Below are 17059 nucleotides of genomic sequence, written 5' to 3'. Positions count from 1 at the left end.
GGCAGCGCGGAGGCACGGCGGAGCGGCACCACGGCAGGGCTGCGGCGCGGGCGGCTACGGAGGGGGCGGAGGACCGGGGGTGTACGGAGGCGCGGAGGGGGCGGCGGGGTGCGCCCGGCTCAGCTGGTGCGGCCCTTGGCGTCGAAGCGCTTCATGCGCTCCAGGACGCCGTCCGAGGTCGGGTCGTGCAGTTCGTCGACGACGCGGCCGTCGGCGAGGAAGATCACCCGGTCCGCGTAGGACGCGGCGACCGGGTCGTGCGTGACCATGACGATCGTCTGGCCCAGCTCGCGCACCGAGTTCCGCAGGAAGCCGAGGATCTCGGCGCCGGAGCGCGAGTCCAGGTTGCCGGTGGGCTCGTCGGCGAAGATGATCTCCGGCTTGCTCGCCAGGGCGCGGGCGACCGCCACGCGCTGCTGCTGCCCGCCGGACAGCTGGTTCGGCCGGTGCGACAGCCGGTCGGCCAGACCCACCGTGGCGATCACCTGGGCGAGCCACTGCTTGTCGGCCTTGCGACCGGCGATGTCCATGGGGAGGGTGATGTTCTCGGCCGCGGTGAGCGTCGGCAGCAGGTTGAACGCCTGGAAGATGAAGCCGATCTTGTCGCGGCGCAACTGCGTGAGCTGCTTGTCCTTGAGCGACGCCAGTTCCGTCTCACCGATCCGCGCCGACCCGGCGGAGACCGAGTCGAGCCCCGCCATGCAGTGCATCAGCGTGGACTTGCCGGAGCCCGACGGACCCATGATCGCCGTGTACTCCGCGCGCCGGAACTCGACCGAGACACCGTCCAGAGCGACCACCCGGGTCTCTCCCTCGCCGTAGACCTTGCTGAGGTCCGTGGCGCGGGCCGCCACCGTCGAGGTGCGGGAAGTGGTTCCGGTGGAGGTCACGGGGCGGCTCCTGAAGTGGGGTGAACGACGACTACTCCATGGTGACGGCCGGATCCGCTCCCGGGATCAGCCCAGACTGCTGTTCTGAGGGCAGTCCTGGGAGGGACCCGGGGGGTCCGCTGTACTACTTGCGGATGACACCGGGCCCTGAGGCCCGGTCCGCCGTCCACCGTCCGCGCGGTCCCGGTGATGGCCCGGCGGGACTCCGGGTGGTGTCCGGGTGGCCGCCCTGCGTGATCGATTTCGCGTCATATGCGAATGACGTGTGTGCGCCGTGTGAAGGCCCGGGGGCTCCCGATCCACCCCCTCAAGGCCCACTTGAGGCTGCGTCAGGTACCCCTAAAATCAGACAACATGACGCGGATCGTGCCCTGTTCGGCCCAGTAACCCCGATACGCTCGTCCTGCGTCGAGACCCCGCCCCCGCCCGGATGGTGGAACGCAGACACGGCGAGCTTAAACCTCGCTGGCCTCATGGCCGTGCCGGTTCGAGTCCGGCTCCGGGCACCTCAAAAACTCCCGTGGGGCGCCCGTCAGAAGATCCTCCTCCGGCGGTACTCCGTCTCCTTTGCTAACCCATTACTCTTGTGGCAACGCCGTAACGCGCGGCCATGGAGGAGTGAGATGAGGAGCAGCAACCCGGTCTTCTCGCGGCGAGGCTTCAGCCGCGGGGACGGATACGCGGGCTTCGGCACGCAGCAGCAGGGCGCGGCCCCGCAGGGGTCGGGGAATCCGTACGCGCAGCAGGGAAACCCGAACGCGCCGCAGGGCGGTAACCCGTACGCGCAGGGCGGCAATCCTTACGCCACGGCGGACCAGCAGCAACTCACCCCCGAGCAGCTCCAGCAGATGTACCAGGCCCCGCCGGCCGGGCCCGCGCAGACCGGGCGCATGACGATGGACGACGTCGTCATGCGAACGGGTATGACGCTGGGCACCGTGATCGTCGGTGCCGCGCTGGCGTGGACCCTGCTGCCGGTGAACATGGGCATCGCGATTGCCTTCTCGCTGGTCGCCCTGGTCTTCGGGATGATCCAGGCGTTCAAGGCGACGCCGGTGCCCGCCCTGATCCTGGCCTACGCGTTCTTCGAGGGAATCTTCCTCGGCGTGTGGAGCCACATGTACAACATCGCGTGGTCCGGAGCTCCGCTCCAGGCCGTGCTGGGCACGATGGCCGTCTTCGTCGGCATGCTGATCGCCTACAAGACCCGGCTGATCCGCGTCACCGCGCGGTACCAGCGCATCGGCATGGCGATCGCCATCGGCTTCGTGCTGCTGATGTTCGTGAACCTGCTGTTCGTCCTGTTCGGTGCCGCCCCCGACGGCGGCCTGCGCAGTAACGGCCCGCTCGGCATCATCGTCGGTGTCATCGCCATCTGCCTGGGCGCGTTCTTCCTGTCGCTCGACTTCAAGCAGATCGAGGACGGTCTCCGCTACGGCGCTCCGCGGAACGAGTCGTGGCTGGCCGCCTTCGGCCTGACGCTCTCGCTGGTGTGGATCTACCTGGAGATGCTGCGGCTGATCGCGATCCTCAGAGACTGATCCGGCGGCAGGACTCCGTACGAGCACCTCGTACATGACGGGCCCCCAGGAGGCAGTGCCTCCTGGGGGCCCGTCGTCGTACACCCGGGGCTACCGGAGATTGCGGGCTGCCCGCCTCAAGTCGTATTCGTGGACGATCGCCTTGGCATGTCCGTAGGACAGGTCGTGTTCGCTGCGGAGCCAGCTGACTTTCTCGTCGAAGCGGAGGAGGGCTGGGCCGTCGTCGACTGCGCGGAGCCAGTCGCGTACCTCTCGGCCGGTGCAATGGGGGATGCGGGAGAGCAGGTTCCGGTGGGTTTCCTCGGAGAAGATCTGGGACATCGGCGCCTCCGGTATACGGTGTCCGGTCATCTCACCGTGCCTGACTGTTGGGGCGTTGGCAACCATCCATGGCAGGCGGATGTGAGTGCGTGGCCGGAACACACGCCCCCGGTACGCTCGCCGACATGCTCGACTGCACTCCTCTGCGCTCCACCGTTGACCGATTGGCGAGCCGATTTCGCGCCCTGCCCCAGAGCCGGCTGCGCGGCGGGGCCGCCGAAACCGGTCTTGAACTGGCCCGATGGCTGGCCGCGGAAGCCCAGCGGCTTGAATTCCCCGGCCGGGAACCGGCCTTGATCCCGGACGACGGTGCCTTCACCGTGGGCGACCAGATCGCGGTGGCCGGGAACGATCTGGCACTGGCGCTCGAACAGCGCCCGGAGTGCGGGGAGGTGCTCGAAGCGGCCCTCGTCCGTATCGACGGGGCCGCTCGGCGTTCGGGGGTCTGATGGATCCGGCAGGCCGGACCGGGTCCGACGGGTCGGGTGCGCTCAGAGGGAGGCGACGACCCGGTCGGCCAGGATGAAGATGCTCTCGTCGCCGTAGGTGAACGTCAGGGCGTACGCGCCGCCCACGGCGGAGCCGCCGAGGAGGACGGGGACCTCGCCGCGCTCCAGGGCCGCGGAGAGCTGCAGGGCGGTCTCGCGGTGGCCCGGGGTCATGCAGAGCGTGGTGCCGTCGGCGAAGACGTACACGTCCAGCGTGCCGAGCGGGCCCGGGCGGACGTCGGAGAGCGGTACGCGGCCCTCGGCGAGGTCGGTGAGGCGCTCGGCGGTCTGGTCCGGGTTGGCGACGACCGAGGGGCTGGGGGCGCTGTGCAGGTCCGGGAAGTCCGGGTAGTCGGCGTGGTCCTGCGCCGCCGAGGGGTGCGGGAAGAAGCCCGGCGCCGGGAGGGCGAGCTCGGACTCCAGCCCGGCCAGATCGGACTGCCGGGGCAGGAACGGCAGCACCGTCGGGATCTCGTACTCGGCGTAGTCGGTGCCCGCGGTGGGTATGCCGCCACGGAAGAACGAGGTGTCCGCGGATTCGCGGGCTTCCTGCTCGGCCCAGAAGGCCCGCGCCTCGGCGAGCTCGCGCTCCCGCTCGTCGGCGAGCGCGTCCGCGACGGCGGCGCGTATCTCGTCGGCGGGAACCGGCCGGGCGGCCGGTACGGCGGTGCTGCCGGCGGTGCCGGCGAGCGCGAGATCCCCGCGCAGGGCGGCGAGCTCACGGCGCAGGCCGCGGGCGGACAGCAGGGCGGCGGAACCTAGGGCCACGGCGATGACCGCGACCACCAGCAGGATGGAGAACAGGGCGCTCACAGACGTACTCCCGACTGACGTGATCCCGAGCAGTGCCCACTGGAGAGTGGACGAAACATCCCCCACACATCACTGTGCCTGTAAACCTCTCCCCTTCGCAGTGCGGAACGTCACGAAATGGGCGGGTCTGAGGTCCTCGACCATCCGGGTGATGCCGCCCTGACCTGCGAAAACGAGCCGCCCCCGGGCTCGTATAACAACCCGGGGGCGGTTCGATTGCGACTTAGATCACACGCCGTGACGGCGAAAGAGTTACGAGTGGATCAGCTCAGGCGCTCGATTCTGCCGGTCGCGCTGAGCTTCGCCTCCGCTGCGGGCAGGTACCGCCCTCGTTCCTCGGGCGATCCCTACCCTCCGCTGCGACTCAGCTCAGGCGCTCGATTCTGCCGGTCGCGCTGAGCTTCGCCTCCACTGCGGGCAGGTACCGCCCTCGTTCCTCGGGCGATCCCTACCCTCCGCTGCGACTCAGCTCAGGCGCTCGATTCTGCCGGTCGCGCTGAGCTTCGCCTCCACTGCGGGCAGGTACCGCCCTCGTTCCTCGGGCGATCCCTACCCTCCGCTGCGACTCAGCTCAGGCGCTCGATGACCATCGCCATGCCCTGGCCGCCGCCGACGCACATCGTCTCCAGGCCGAACTGCTTGTCGTGGAACTGCAGCGAGTTGATCAGCGTGCCGGTGATGCGGGCGCCGGTCATGCCGAACGGGTGGCCCACGGCGATCGCGCCGCCGTTGATGTTCAGCCGGTCCAGGTCCACGCCGAGGTCGCGGTAGGACGGGATGACCTGCGCGGCGAACGCCTCGTTGATCTCGACCAGGTCGATGTCGCCGATGCCCAGGCCGGCCCGCTTGAGCGCCTGCTTCGACGCCTCGACCGGGCCGTAGCCCATGATCTCGGGGGAGAGGCCGGAGACACCGGTGGAGACGACGCGGGCGAGCGGGGTGATGCCCAGCTCGCGGGCCTTCACGTCGGACATGACCACGAGGGCCGCGGCGCCGTCGTTGAGCGGGCAGCAGTTGCCCGCGGTGACCGTGCCGTCGGGGCGGAAGACCGGCTTGAGGCCCTGGACGCCCTCCAGCGTGACGCCCGCGCGCGGGCCGTCGTCCTTGGAGACGACCGTGCCGTCCGGCAGCGTGACCGGGGTGATCTCGCGCTCCCAGAAGCCGTTCTTGATGGCGGCCTCGGCGAGGTTCTGCGACCGCACGCCGAACTCGTCCTGGTCGGCGCGGGTGACGCCCTTGATCGCGGCGAGGTTCTCGGCGGTCTGGCCCATCGAGATGTACGCGTCCGGGATCAGCCCGTCCTCGCGCGGGTCGTGCCACTCGCCGCCGCCCTTCTCGGCGCGGCCCAGGGTGCGCAGCTCGGCGTCGGCGAAGAGCGGGTTCTTGGTGTCCGGCAGGCCGTCGGAGCTGCCCTTGATGCTGCGCGAGACCATCTCGACACCGGCCGAGACGAAGATGTCGCCCTCGCCGGCCTTGATGGCGTGCATCGCCATCCGGGTCGTCTGGAGCGACGACGAACAGTAACGGGTGACCGTGCAGCCCGGCAGGTGGTCCATGCCCATCTGCACGGCCACGATCCGGCCGAGGTTGTAGCCCTGCTCGCCGCCGGGCAGACCGCAGCCGAGCATCAGGTCGTCGATCTGCCGCGGGTCCAGCTCCGGGACCTTCGCGAGCGCGGCCTGGATGATCGTGGCGGTCAGGTCGTCCGGGCGCAGATCCTTGAGGGATCCCTTGAAGGCGCGTCCGATGGGGGATCGGGCGGCTGAGACGATCACGGCTTCGGGCATCGCGACACACACTCCTCGTCGAGGCGGCAGGACTCTCTGGGAAGTTACCTGCACGTATCGCGAGGAGTCACGGGCTGTGGGCTGTGACACGGGACTCTTTCTGAGCGCGCGCTTAGCCCGGGTCCCTCCTCAGGCCGACGAATGCTGGCTGGCCGTCCGTTCGGCCCCGTGCGGCAGCCGCTGGCGGCGGCGGTGCTTGAGCAGCGCCCAGCGGCCACGGGGCCCGGATACGGGGTGCATCGCCGCGACGACCTCCGTACCGCCCTCCGAAGCGGCCTCCACGGCGGCCTGTGCCACCGGCAGGAAGCCCTCGCCGCGCTGTGCGTCCGGACGCTCGTCCGCTTCCGGCCACACGCCCAGTGAGGCGCACAGCGTCGGGAGCATCGCCATGGCCGCCGTCGCGTACCCCTCCGCGGAGGGGTGGTAGTTGTCGGGGCCGAACATCTCGCGGGGATGGGCCTCGAACTCCGCTCCGAGCAGATCGCCCAGCGAGACCGAACGGCCGCCGAGCCCGACCACCCCTATGGTCTGCGCGGCGGCCAGCTGGCGGCTCATCCGGCGCGCCAGCCAGCGCAGCGGCTGGTACACCGGTTCCACCGAGCCCAGGTCGGGACAGGTGCCGACGATCACCTCGCTGCCCGCCTCACGCAGCCGGCGGACCGCGTCCGACAGCAGCCGGACGGACTTGGCGGGCGGCATCCGGTGCGTGACGTCATTCGCGCCGATCATGATCACGCAGACGTCCGGGGGCGGTGCGCCCACGTCGAGCAGCAGGGCGACCTGGCGCGCCAGGTCGTTGGACTGCGCTCCGGGGTTCGCCACGTTCACCAGGGTGACGGGACGCTCCGCGACCGCCGCGAGCCCGGAGGCGAGCAGCGCGCCCGGGGTCTCGCGGGCCCGGTGCACGCCCTGCCCCGCCGCCGTCGAGTCCCCGAGGAAGCCGAGCCGGAGCGGAACTTCATCCGTTCGGTGCGAGAACGCCGACCCGTATCTGCCGTCGGCGCGCGGCGGTACGTCGTCGGAGCCGCCGACCGTCCGTTTGGCCAGGCTCACCTCGGCCAGCAGTACTCCGACGGCCGCCCCGCCGAGCAGACTGATCCCGCCACCGCCGTATGCGGCCGCGGTCGCGATCCGCCGTGCCACCCTCGCCCTCGACATCGAGCCCGCTCACCTCCCGTGCTTTTGTGCGTACAACACCTTGTTGCCCCGTGACGCGCCCACTGCAACGTGCCGTAGTGGTGATCGATCGACATTAGGGGGGAGGAAGGGAGAAGCGATCGAGGCGCGGACGAGCTGAGAGTCGGCGCGTTAGGCCATAGGCTGGCCGCACATTCACGGAGAACCCGGAGACAATGGTGCAGTTCCACGACTCGATGATCAGCCTCGTCGGCAACACCCCGCTGGTGCGGCTCAACAACGTGACCGAGGGCATCCAGGCGACCGTCCTGGCCAAGGTCGAGTACTTCAACCCCGGAGGCTCGGTCAAGGACCGCATCGCGGTCCGGATGATCGAGGCCGCGGAGCAGAGCGGTGAGCTGAAGCCCGGCGGCACGATCGTCGAGCCGACGTCCGGCAACACCGGTGTCGGCCTCGCGATCGTCGCCCAGCAGAAGGGCTACCACTGCATCTTCGTCTGCCCGGACAAGGTGTCGCTCGACAAGATCAACGTACTGCGGGCGTACGGCGCGGAGGTCGTGGTCTGCCCGACCGCCGTGGACCCCGACCACCCGGAGTCGTACTACAACGTCTCCGACCGGCTGGTGCGCGAGACCCCCAACGCGTGGAAGCCGGACCAGTACAGCAACCCGAACAACCCGCTGTCGCACTACCACTCCACCGGCCCCGAGCTGTGGGAGCAGACGGAGGGGCGGATCACGCACTTCGTCGCGGGCGTCGGCACCGGCGGCACCATCTCCGGCACCGGCCGCTACCTCAAGGACGCCAGTGACGGCCGCGTCCAGGTCATCGGCGCCGACCCCGAGGGCTCGGTGTACTCCGGCGGCTCCGGGCGTCCGTACCTGGTCGAGGGCGTCGGTGAGGACTTCTGGCCGACCGCCTACGACCGTGAGGTCGCGGACGGCATCGTCGCCGTGTCCGACAAGGACTCGTTCCAGATGACCCGCCGCCTCGCCAAGGAGGAGGGCCTGCTCGTCGGCGGCTCCTGCGGCATGGCGGTCGTCGCGGCGCTGCGCGTCGCCGAGAAGCTCGGCCCGGACGACGTCGTCGTCGTCCTGCTGCCGGACTCCGGCCGCGGCTACATGTCGAAGATCTTCAGCGACGAGTGGATGGCCTCGCACGGCTTCCTCGACGAGGGCACCGGCCAGGCCCGCGTCGCCGACGTCCTGGAGCACAAGGGCGGCGGCATCCCGCAGCTGCTGCACATGCACCCGGAGGAGACGGTCGGCGAGGCGATCGACGTGCTCCGCGAGTACGGCGTCTCCCAGATGCCCATCGTCAAGCCGGGCGCCGGCCACCCGGACGTGATGGCGGCCGAGGTCATCGGCTCCGTCATGGAACGCGACCTCCTGGACGCGCTGTTCGCCAAGCGCGCCACGCTGGCGGACCCGCTGGAGAAGCACATGAGCGGACCGCTGCCGCAGGTCGGCTCCGGCGAGCCGGTCTCCGACCTGATGAAGGTCCTGGGCACCAAGTCCGACGCGGCGATCGTCCTCGTCGAGGGCAAGCCGACCGGCGTCGTGAGCCGTCAGGACCTGCTCGCCTTCCTGGCCAAGTAACCAGCCGAGCCGTAACCGGCACCACGACGGCCCCCCTGCCCGGTCCGGGCAGGGGGGCCGTCGTGTACTTTCTGCTCGCCCGGCGCAGCGCCTCGTCCTGGACCGGGTCCTGCGTCCTCTCAGCAGATCTCCAGCAGAACGGTCCGCCATGACCCCCCGCACCCCCGCCCCGCTCCGTGCTGCCGCCGTGTTGCTCCTGCCGCTGGCGCTCACCGCCTGCTCGTCCGCCACGGACTCCGCGGCCGGGACCGGTCCGGCGGTGACCGCCACGACTCCCTCCACCGGAGCGACCACGTCACCCGCCACCACTGCCCCCGCCGCTACGGACGCCCGGCTGCTCACCGGCGACAAGCTGCGGGCCGTCCTGCTGCGGGGTGATGTGCTCCCCAAGGGGTACAAGGCCAACGCGGACGCCACCCGCGACTCCGGCCTGGAGCTCGCACCCGTGGCCAAGGACGGCGCCGCCGGTGCGTGCGGGACGCTGGAGCAGACCGGCTGGATCCGGGTCAGCGGCATCGAGAGCGCCTCGTTCGCCCAGGGCGACTTCCTCAACGCCAAGCGCGAGGAGTTCACCCAGGAGGTCGACACCTTCCGCGGCTCCGGCGCCGCGACCGCCATGACCCGCATCCAGCAGGCATTCACCCGCTGCGCGCACTTCACCGACTCCGGGAGCGGCTCTCCCGTCCCGGTGAAGGTGAAGAGCGGCCCGATAGCGGGGTCGAAGGGCCAGTCCATCAAGGCCGTGCTCACCTCGGACCAGTGGGACGGCGGCACCACCCTGGTCGCGACCCGCGTCGGCAACAGCGTGATCACGACGTTCTACGCGGTCCAGTCCGCCGATCTCGGTGCCGCCGATGTGGGGTTCACCCAGAAGATCGCGAAGAACCTCACCCGCGCCCAGCGCTGACCCACGGAAGCGTGGAACGCCGCCCATGGCGCGCCGTTCACCCGGGGATTCGAAAGTGCTACATCCGCGTCACGCGGCCGCAGCACGCGCTTAACACGCGTCGGGCACATTGGTGTTCGCCGGGAAGAGAAGCCCGGCGACACAGGATGTGGCACCCAGGAACTCCGGAGCGGCTCCCGGACCTCTGAGGTGACCCTCCCTGGACGCGGTGTCTGGTCCTGACCCGGCCCGCGTCCGATGCGGGGACCGCCGTCGTCCCGCCCCCCGGGTGACCGGGGGTGCGGCGGTCCCCGCTCCAACTTCTTCCGCGGGGTCGCCGCGCCGTTCGCCCGGCTGCCTGCCGGCCCGTCCGTGTCCGCCCGGCTTTCCGGCGGGCCGGTGGTTACTCCCAGTCGCCGTCGGACTTCTTGCGCCGCTCGCCGCGGTCGCCCGTGAAGAGGTGGCCGAGGGACTGGGCGACGTTCACGCCCACGATGCCGGCCCAGGTGATGAACAGACCGCCGGTCCCCGCGTTGACCACACCGATCGCGGAGAGCGGGATCGCGGCGATCATGGTGAAGCCGGCGAAGCCGTAGCGGGCGAAGCGCGCGTTGGGCTCCGGCGTGCCGGGGCTGCGGCCCGCCCGGGCGAAGGAGGTCTGCTGCTCGGCCAGTTGGCGGCGGACCCGCTGCTCGACATGGCTGTCGAGGCGCTGGTCCACTTTCTCCATGAACGAGTCGACCAGTTCCGACTCGTACTCCGCACCGAGGTCCTTGCGGGCCTGAAGGGTGGCGGCGAGTTCTTTTTTGAGTTCCGGGTCGCGGGCGTCCATGACGCCACCGTACGGAGCGCGGCGGCGTCAGGCACTGGGGGAAACCCCCGATTCTTTTCGGGGGTGCCCCCTCCCAGCGGGCGATGCGTAGAGTCGCGGTGCTACTGCGCTGCGAGCGCCGTCGAGCCCGGTCGAGCCCGGCGGGGCCCGGATCTCGGATCCGGGATCCTGGTCAGAGACATTCATCGGACAGAGACCTTCAGAGGAGCACACCCGTGCCGCTGTCACCCGTCCCCTCCCTGCTGACGGCCCTCACCGCGTCCGACGGCGCGGACCGGCCCGACGCCGTGACCGTCGCGGGGCGGTCCTGCTCGTACGAGGAGCTGCTCGGCGCGGCGGGCGCGGTCGCGGCGCGGGTGGCGGGGGCGCCGGCGTTCGCGCTGCGGGCGACGGCGTCGCTGGAGACGGTGGCCGCGGTGGTGGGCGGGCTGCTGGCCGGAGTGCCGTTGGTCCCGGTGCCGCCGGACGCGGGGCCGGCCGAGCAGAACCACATCCTGGGGGACTCCGGCGCGGCGCTGATCCCCGTCGACTTCGCCGAACGGGCCGGCTGGAGCGGGCCCGAGCCGGGGCCGAAGGAAACCGCGCTCATCCTCTACACATCGGGAACGACCGGCCCGCCCAAGGGCGTCGTGGTCTCGCGCGGCGCGATCGCCGCCGACCTCGACGCGCTCGCCGGGGCCTGGGAGTGGACCGCGGGGGACACGCTGGTGCACGGCCTGCCGCTGTTCCACGTGCACGGCCTGGTGCTGGGCGTGCTCGGCGCGCTGCGCACCGGCAGCCGGCTGGTGCACACCGGACGGCCGACGCCGCAGGCCTACGCGGCGGCCGGCGGCAGCCTCTACTTCGGCGTGCCGACGGTCTGGTCGCGGGTGGTGCGCGACCCCGCCGCCGCACGGGCGCTGACCGGCGCCCGGCTGCTCGTCTCGGGCAGCGCCCCGCTGCCCGCGCCCGTCTTCCGGGACCTGGAGACGCTCACCGGGCAGCGTCCCGTGGAGCGGTACGGGATGACGGAGACGCTGATCACGATCAGCACGCGGGCGGCCGGTGAACGCCGCCCCGGCTCGGTCGGGCTGCCGCTGCCGGGGGTGGAGACCCGGCTGGTGGACGAGGACGGCGGGCCCGTCCCGTACGACGGCGCTACGGTCGGCGAGCTGCAGATCCGTTCCGGCACGCTCTTCGACGGCTATCTCGGCCGCACGGAGGCCACCGCCGCCTCGTACACCGCCGACGGCTGGTTCCGCACCGGCGACATGGCGATGGCGGAGCCGGACGGCATGCACCGGATCGTCGGCCGCGCCTCGACCGACCTCATCAAGTCCGGCGGCTACCGCATCGGCGCGGGCGAGGTGGAGAACGCGCTGCTCGACCACCCCGCGGTCCGGGAGGCGGCGGTGGTGGGCGCGCCGCACGAGGACCTGGGCCAGGAGATCGTCGCGTTCGTCGTCGCGGACGGGGTGAGCGAGGCCGAACTGATGGACTTCGTGGCCGGGCACCTTTCGGTGCACAAGCGGCCGCGCAAGGTCCGGTTCCTGGACGAGCTGCCGCGGAACGCGATGGGCAAGCCGCAGAAGGGGCGGCTGCCGCCGGTGTAGCCGCCACGCGTAGCCACGCCGGCCGCCGGTTCTGACGCGTCCGGTGGACACTCCTTGCCAATGCTGCATGGATTCATGCAGAGTCAGCGACGACTGAATAGGCCAGGAGGACGTTGATGGGTACCACGGAGGACGGGGGCGACGCCGCGGAGGCGGGCGCGGGCGTCGGTGCGGGCCTGGGCGCGGTCCTGGGAGCGGGCCCGGGTGCGGGTGCCGGCGAGGGCGCGGCCGAGGGCGCTTCGGCGCGGCTGCTGAAGCTGTTCGAGTCGCACCGGCTCACCCCGACGCAGCGCCGGATCGCCCACTGCCTGGTGCGCCGGTCGGCCGACGCGCCGTTCCTGTCCAGCGTCGAGGTCGCCGAGCTCGCCGGGGTCAGCCAGCCGTCCGTCACCCGTTTCGCCGTCGCGCTCGGCTTCGACGGCTACCCGGCGCTCCGCCGCCACCTGCGCGAGGTCGCGCCGGTACGGCCCGGCCCCGAGGCCGCCCCGTACAACGAGTACCAGCAGGCCGTGCACGCCGAGATCGAGAACCTCCGGCACCTCGCCGCCCTCCTCGCCGACCCAGCGCCCGTCGCCCGCGCCGGCGCCGTGCTCGCCGCGTCCCGCCCGCTGCCCGTCCTCGGCCTGCGCGCGGCGGGCGCGCAGGCGCGCGGCTTCGCGTACTTCGCCGCGAAGGTCCACCCCGACGTCCGGCTGCTCGACGAGGGCGGCACGATGTTCGCCGACCGCGTCGACGGCGCGGTCCGGGCGGGCGCGAGCGCGCTGCTCTGCTTCGCGCTGCCGCGGCATCCCCGCGAGGTCGTCGAGGCCCTGACGTACGCGCGCCAGGCCGGTCTGACGGTCGTCACCGTCGCCGACAGCGCCTTCGCCCCGGTCGCCGCCTGCTCCGACCTGCTGCTGCCTGCCGCGGTGGGCACCGGGCTCGCTTTCGACACGGCCTGCGCCCCGATGCTGCTCGGACGCGTCCTGCTGGAGTCGATGTGCGATCACCTGCCGGACGCCCAGGCGAGCCTCGAGGAGTTCGACGCGCGGGCCGCTGCGCGGGGGCTGTTCACCGACTGACGCTGTGCGCCGACTGACGCTGTGCGCCGACCGACCGGGCCCTCATGAAATTCTGAGGATCGCTGAGTACCCTCCCGTGCAACTGGACGCTGCGTAGCGGTGTGGACGTATCGGAGGAGGACGGTCGTGGCACGCGGGGCTTACACGCTGGCTCGGGTGGGGGTGCTGGTGCGGGTCGCTGCGCGCTGGCTGTTGTGGCTGGGCGCGGTGGCCGCCGTGGGAGGCGTGTTCGTCCCCGGCGTGACCGGCCGCCGGATCGGGATACTCGGCGGGGCAGCCCTGTTCATCGTCGCGGCGGTCGTCGCCTTCGCGGTACGGCGCGGGCGATACGTGGCGCTCGGCGCGGACGCCACGCGGGCCGGCAAGTCCGTCTTCCTCCAGGACCGCCGGGTGACGGCGCGGATCTGGGTCCGCGGCCACCGGTGGTGGCTGCTCGCGGCGTTCGCTCTTGCCGCGGCGTCCACGCTGCTCGCTTCTTCCGCGGGCGGAATGCTGCTGGCGGGGGCCGGGGCGGGACTCTGGGTGAAGTCGCTGTGGTTCGAGCGGCTGGAGCGGGCGGGGGACGTGCGGTACTGGGTGCGGCCGGATCGGGGCGGGGTTTCGTCGGCGTACGAGACGACCGGGTTCGCGGCGGGGCGGTAGTTCACGGGCCGGGTCGGGGGCCGGGCCCTGCGGGGCGGGGCTTCGAAATCGACTATTTACGGGCCTGGCGGCCCACAAATAGCTCGGCAGCATTTCGAAACCCCACCCCTCCGGCCCCGTCCCCCGACCCTCCGAGCGTGGCCCCGTGCGGGTTTGGCGCCGGCTGGGGCCCCGTCCCTGCGGCCCGGGGCACCCGCGATCCGCTCTTCCTCCCTCGGGCCGTCAGGTGCCGACGCTCCTCCGTTGCCGATGGCAAAGGGCGGTCGGTGGGGAAAAGCCCGCCGCAGGCGATACGGCGTCGCGGGCGCCGACGTACCCGCACCCCCGCCGGAGGCGCGTGGCACTCACCCCTGCCCGAGACCGGTCAGAGCTTCGCTCTCATCGGCGCCGCTCTCGGCGAGCACGCTTTCGATCGTCTGGGCCGCGCGCACCAGCGCGAACGTCACCGAGCCGTCGGCGGACGCTTGGTAGCCGTGGATGGCCGGGCGGGGGAGGGAGTTGTAGGCGAAGTGGTTGGAGAAGTAGTAGGCGCCGGTGTCGAGGAGGGCGACGAGGTCGCCTGCTTCGAGGAGGGGGAGGGGGCGGGCCTGGGCGAGGAGGTCGCCGGCGAAGCAGCAGGGGCCGGCGACGTCCTGGAGGACGGGGTCGCCGCCTTTGGGGCGGCCCTTGGCGTCGAGGGCTTCGACGCGCAGCGGCCAGGCGTCGGGGACGAAGACCGTACGGGTGGCGAGCTGTGCGCCCGCGTGGGTGATCGCGATGGGCCGGCCGCCGGCCGACTTGGCGTACTCGACGCGGGCCAGCACCGTGCCGGCCTTGGCGAGGAGTGAGCGCCCGAACTCGGTGACGATCGTGTAGCGGCCGTCGAAGAGGCCGGGGACGGTGGTGCGCAGCAGCCGCGCGTAGTCGTGGAAGGTGGGCGTGACCTCGTCGGAGGTGAAGTTGACGGGGAGGCCGCCGCCGATGTCGAGGGTGGTGATCTGCCGGCGGCCGGCGGCCGTGTTGATGCGCTCGGCCAGGTCGTAGGCGGCCCGGACGCCTGCCGCCATGAGGGCGAGCGGTACGCCCTGGGAGCCGGTGTGGGTGTGCAGCCGGTTGAGCCAGGGGCGGTCGGCGTAGGCGCGCAGGATCCACTCCTCGGCGCCGTCGTCGCGCAGCGCGACGCCGAACTTCGAGGTGGCGGTGGCGGTGCTCATGGCGCCGATGCTGCCGCCGCCGATCTGCGGATTGACCCGCAGGCCGATGGGGGACGTGGTCGGGGCCGCGGCGACCAGCGCGTCGAGGCGGCCGAGTTCCTGCGGGTTGTCGGCGTTGACGGCGATGCCCAGCGCGAGTGCTTCGCGCAGTTCGGCGACGGTCTTGGCGGGGGAGTCCAGGACGATGCGGTCGGCCGGCAGGCCCGCGGCGCGGGCGATGGCGAGCTCGCCGGGGCTGGCGACCTCGGCGCCGAGGCCGAGGCCGGCGAGCAGTCGCAGGACCGGGACGAGGGCGGCGGCCTTGACGGCGAAGGTGTGGGTGACGGTGACGCCCGGGGTGGCGAAGGCGTCCTGGAGGGCGGCCGCGGTCTCGTGGACACCGGTGACGTCGAGGAGGCCGATGACCGGGTTGTGTGGAGTGAGTAGATGCAGTTCCACTGCCGCGCGCAGCGCGTGGCCCCGTCGTGCTGTCGCGTCCGGCGTCATGCCGGCCATCCCATCACCCGGTATGGGGCAATGCCACCCCACCCTGTTGACTAGATGTATTCAGCAGGACAGGATGTGAATGGATAGATCCATCGATGCACAGAGGGAGGCCGGGCCGATGTCGGGACCGAGGATCGTGCGGGCGCCGCGCGGTACGGAACTGAGCACTCAGGGTTGGCAGCAGGAAGCCGCGCTGCGGATGCTCCAGAACAACCTCGACCCGGAGGTCGCCGAGCACCCCGAGAAGCTGGTCGTCTACGGAGGCACCGGGAAGGCCGCGCGTGACTGGCGTTCGTTCGACGCCATGATCCGCACCCTCCAGACGCTGAAGCAGGACGAGACGATGCTCGTCCAGTCCGGCCGTCCCGTCGGCGTGATGCAGACGCACGAGTGGGCGCCGCGGGTGCTCATCGCCAACTCCAACCTGGTCGGCGACTGGGCCAACTGGGAGGAGTTCCGCCGCCTGGAGGCGCTGGGTCTGACCATGTACGGCCAGATGACGGCCGGCTCGTGGATCTACATCGGTACCCAGGGCATCCTCCAGGGCACCTACGAGACGTTCGCCGCGGTCGCCGCCAAGAAGTTCGGCGGCACGCTGGCCGGGACCATCACGCTCACCGCCGGGCTCGGCGGCATGGGCGGCGCCCAGCCGCTGGCCGTCACCATGAACGGCGGCGTGGTGATCTGCATCGACGTGGACCCGCGGGCGATCTCGCGCCGTATCGAGCACCGCTACCTGGACGTCAAGGCCGACTCCCTGGCGCACGCGATGCAGCTCGCCACCGAGGCCCGCGACAAGCGCGAGCCGCTGTCGATCGGGCTGCTGGGCAACGCCGCCGAGCTGCTGCCGCAGATGCTCGCCGAGGGCGCGCCGATCGACATCGTCACCGACCAGACCTCCGCGCACGACCCGCTGGCCTATCTGCCGGTGGGCATCGCGTTCGACGAGATGGCCACGTACGCGGCCGAGAAGCCCGCGGACTTCACGCTGCGGGCCCGCGAGTCGATGGCCCGGCACGTCGAGGCCATGGTCGGCTTCATGGACGCCGGTGCCGAGGTCTTCGACTACGGCAACTCGATCCGCGGTGAGGCACAGCTCGCCGGGTACGAGCGGGCGTTCGACTTCCCCGGGTTCGTGCCCGCCTACATCCGGCCGCTGTTCTGCGAGGGCAAGGGCCCGTTCCGCTGGGCGGCACTGTCCGGCGAGGCGTCCGACATCCACAAGACGGACAAGGCGATCCTCGACCTGTTCCCGGAGAACGAGTCGCTGCACCGCTGGATCAAGCTGGCGCAGGACAAGGTCCACTTCCAGGGCCTGCCCGCCCGTATCTGCTGGCTCGGCTACGGCGAGCGCGACAAGGCCGGCGAGCGCTTCAACGACATGGTCGCCAGCGGTGAGCTGGCCGCGCCGCTCGTCATCGGCCGCGACCACCTGGACTGCGGCTCGGTGGCCTCGCCGTACCGCGAGACCGAGGCCATGCTCGACGGCTCCGACGCCATCGCCGACTGGCCGCTGCTCAACGCCATGGTCAACGTCGCCTCCGGCGCGTCCTGGGTCTCCATCCACCACGGTGGCGGCGTCGGCATGGGCCGCTCCCTGCACGCCGGACAGGTCACGGTCGCGGACGGCACCAAGCTCGCCGGCGAGAAGATCCGCCGGGTGCTGACGAACGACCCGGGCATGGGCGTCATCCGGCACGTGGACGCGGGCTACGACCGCGCCGACGAGATCGCCGACGAGCGCGGTGTGCGGATCCCGATGCGCGAGGGCGACTCCGAGTGAGTTTCCACA

The 17059-nt window shown here is 71.4% G+C and carries 15 protein-coding genes and 1 tRNA gene; 9 read left to right on the top strand and 7 right to left on the bottom strand.

Annotated elements, in window-relative coordinates; all coding sequences use genetic code 11:
* Positions 1 to 119: 119 nt before the first annotated feature.
* Positions 120 to 890 (bottom strand): ABC transporter ATP-binding protein, encoded by a 771-nt coding sequence (locus LNW72_RS17035; RefSeq protein ID WP_250976204.1) that lies wholly within the window; start codon positions 888 to 890, stop codon positions 120 to 122.
* A gap of 424 nt (positions 891 to 1314) precedes the next feature.
* Here LNW72_RS17035 and LNW72_RS17030 point away from each other — a divergent pair.
* Both LNW72_RS17030 and LNW72_RS17025 read left to right on the top strand, forming a co-directional pair.
* Positions 1315 to 1396: transfer RNA gene (locus LNW72_RS17030), tRNA-Leu, on the top strand.
* Between the two features lie 117 nt (positions 1397 to 1513).
* Positions 1514 to 2431 carry a Bax inhibitor-1/YccA family protein gene (locus LNW72_RS17025; RefSeq protein ID WP_250976203.1) on the top strand — a complete coding sequence of 306 codons (918 nt, stop codon included), beginning with the start codon at positions 1514 to 1516 and terminating at the stop codon, positions 2429 to 2431.
* A gap of 90 nt (positions 2432 to 2521) precedes the next feature.
* Here the strand turns inward: LNW72_RS17025 and LNW72_RS17020 are convergent, their stop codons facing one another.
* The gene (locus tag LNW72_RS17020) at positions 2522 to 2752 is read right to left on the bottom strand and encodes a DUF4287 domain-containing protein (protein ID WP_250976202.1); all 231 of its coding nucleotides are present in this window, start codon (positions 2750 to 2752) and stop codon (positions 2522 to 2524) included.
* An 89-nt stretch (positions 2753 to 2841) separates the two neighbouring features.
* Here LNW72_RS17020 and LNW72_RS17015 point away from each other — a divergent pair, with 89 nt between their 5' ends.
* Positions 2842 to 3201, top strand: a complete 360-nt coding sequence (locus tag LNW72_RS17015; protein ID WP_374117282.1) for a hypothetical protein — start codon at positions 2842 to 2844, stop codon at positions 3199 to 3201.
* Positions 3202 to 3243: 42 nt separating this feature from the next.
* Here LNW72_RS17015 and LNW72_RS17010 read toward each other — a convergent pair whose 3' ends face one another.
* The 3 genes from LNW72_RS17010 to LNW72_RS17000 all read right to left on the bottom strand — a co-directional run bounded on the left by LNW72_RS17010 (position 3244) and on the right by LNW72_RS17000 (position 6998).
* A complete protein-coding gene (locus tag LNW72_RS17010) occupies positions 3244 to 4053 on the bottom strand; it encodes a hypothetical protein (RefSeq protein WP_250976201.1) in 810 nt (269 codons plus the stop codon).
* Between the two features lie 566 nt (positions 4054 to 4619).
* Positions 4620 to 5840, bottom strand: coding sequence for an acetyl-CoA C-acetyltransferase (locus tag LNW72_RS17005; protein ID WP_250976200.1), 1221 nt, complete (start codon positions 5838 to 5840; stop codon positions 4620 to 4622).
* Positions 5841 to 5969: 129 nt separating this feature from the next.
* On the bottom strand, positions 5970 to 6998 hold the full coding sequence (locus LNW72_RS17000) for an SGNH/GDSL hydrolase family protein (protein WP_250976199.1): 1029 nt from the start codon (positions 6996 to 6998) through the stop codon (positions 5970 to 5972).
* 197 nt (positions 6999 to 7195) lie between these two features.
* Here LNW72_RS17000 and LNW72_RS16995 point away from each other — a divergent pair, with 197 nt between their 5' ends.
* Together LNW72_RS16995 and LNW72_RS16990 are read left to right on the top strand one after the other, a co-directional pair.
* Complete coding sequence (locus LNW72_RS16995; protein ID WP_250980187.1) at positions 7196 to 8575, top strand: cystathionine beta-synthase; 1380 nt, start codon at positions 7196 to 7198, stop codon at positions 8573 to 8575.
* Between the two features lie 148 nt (positions 8576 to 8723).
* Positions 8724 to 9482, top strand: a complete 759-nt coding sequence (locus LNW72_RS16990) for a hypothetical protein (protein ID WP_250976198.1) — start codon at positions 8724 to 8726, stop codon at positions 9480 to 9482.
* 382 nt (positions 9483 to 9864) lie between these two features.
* Here the strand turns inward: LNW72_RS16990 and LNW72_RS16985 are convergent, their stop codons facing one another.
* Complete coding sequence (locus LNW72_RS16985; RefSeq protein WP_250976197.1) at positions 9865 to 10293, bottom strand: hypothetical protein; 429 nt, start codon at positions 10291 to 10293, stop codon at positions 9865 to 9867.
* Positions 10294 to 10508: 215 nt separating this feature from the next.
* Here LNW72_RS16985 and LNW72_RS16980 point away from each other — a divergent pair, with 215 nt between their 5' ends.
* The 3 genes from LNW72_RS16980 (at position 10509) to LNW72_RS16970 (ending at position 13588) form a co-directional block, all read left to right on the top strand.
* Complete coding sequence (locus LNW72_RS16980; protein WP_250976196.1) at positions 10509 to 11885, top strand: acyl-CoA synthetase; 1377 nt, start codon at positions 10509 to 10511, stop codon at positions 11883 to 11885.
* A gap of 116 nt (positions 11886 to 12001) precedes the next feature.
* The gene (locus LNW72_RS16975; protein WP_250976195.1) at positions 12002 to 12946 is read left to right on the top strand and encodes a MurR/RpiR family transcriptional regulator; all 945 of its coding nucleotides are present in this window, start codon (positions 12002 to 12004) and stop codon (positions 12944 to 12946) included.
* A gap of 126 nt (positions 12947 to 13072) precedes the next feature.
* Positions 13073 to 13588, top strand: coding sequence for a hypothetical protein (locus LNW72_RS16970; RefSeq protein WP_250976194.1), 516 nt, complete (start codon positions 13073 to 13075; stop codon positions 13586 to 13588).
* 344 nt (positions 13589 to 13932) lie between these two features.
* Here LNW72_RS16970 and LNW72_RS16965 read toward each other — a convergent pair whose 3' ends face one another.
* The gene (locus LNW72_RS16965; RefSeq protein ID WP_250976193.1) at positions 13933 to 15267 is read right to left on the bottom strand and encodes a diaminopimelate decarboxylase; all 1335 of its coding nucleotides are present in this window, start codon (positions 15265 to 15267) and stop codon (positions 13933 to 13935) included.
* Between the two features lie 118 nt (positions 15268 to 15385).
* Here LNW72_RS16965 and hutU point away from each other — a divergent pair, with 118 nt between their 5' ends.
* Positions 15386 to 17050 carry a urocanate hydratase gene (gene hutU / locus LNW72_RS16960; protein ID WP_250976192.1) on the top strand — a complete coding sequence of 555 codons (1665 nt, stop codon included), beginning with the start codon at positions 15386 to 15388 and terminating at the stop codon, positions 17048 to 17050.
* Positions 17051 to 17059 lie beyond the last annotated feature (9 nt).

The organism is Streptomyces sp. RKAG293 (assembly GCF_023701745.1).
Taxonomy (GTDB): Bacteria; Actinomycetota; Actinomycetes; order Streptomycetales; family Streptomycetaceae; genus Actinacidiphila.
Note: the sequence above shows the minus strand (reverse complement) of the source record. Positions and strands in the feature narration are given on the sequence as shown.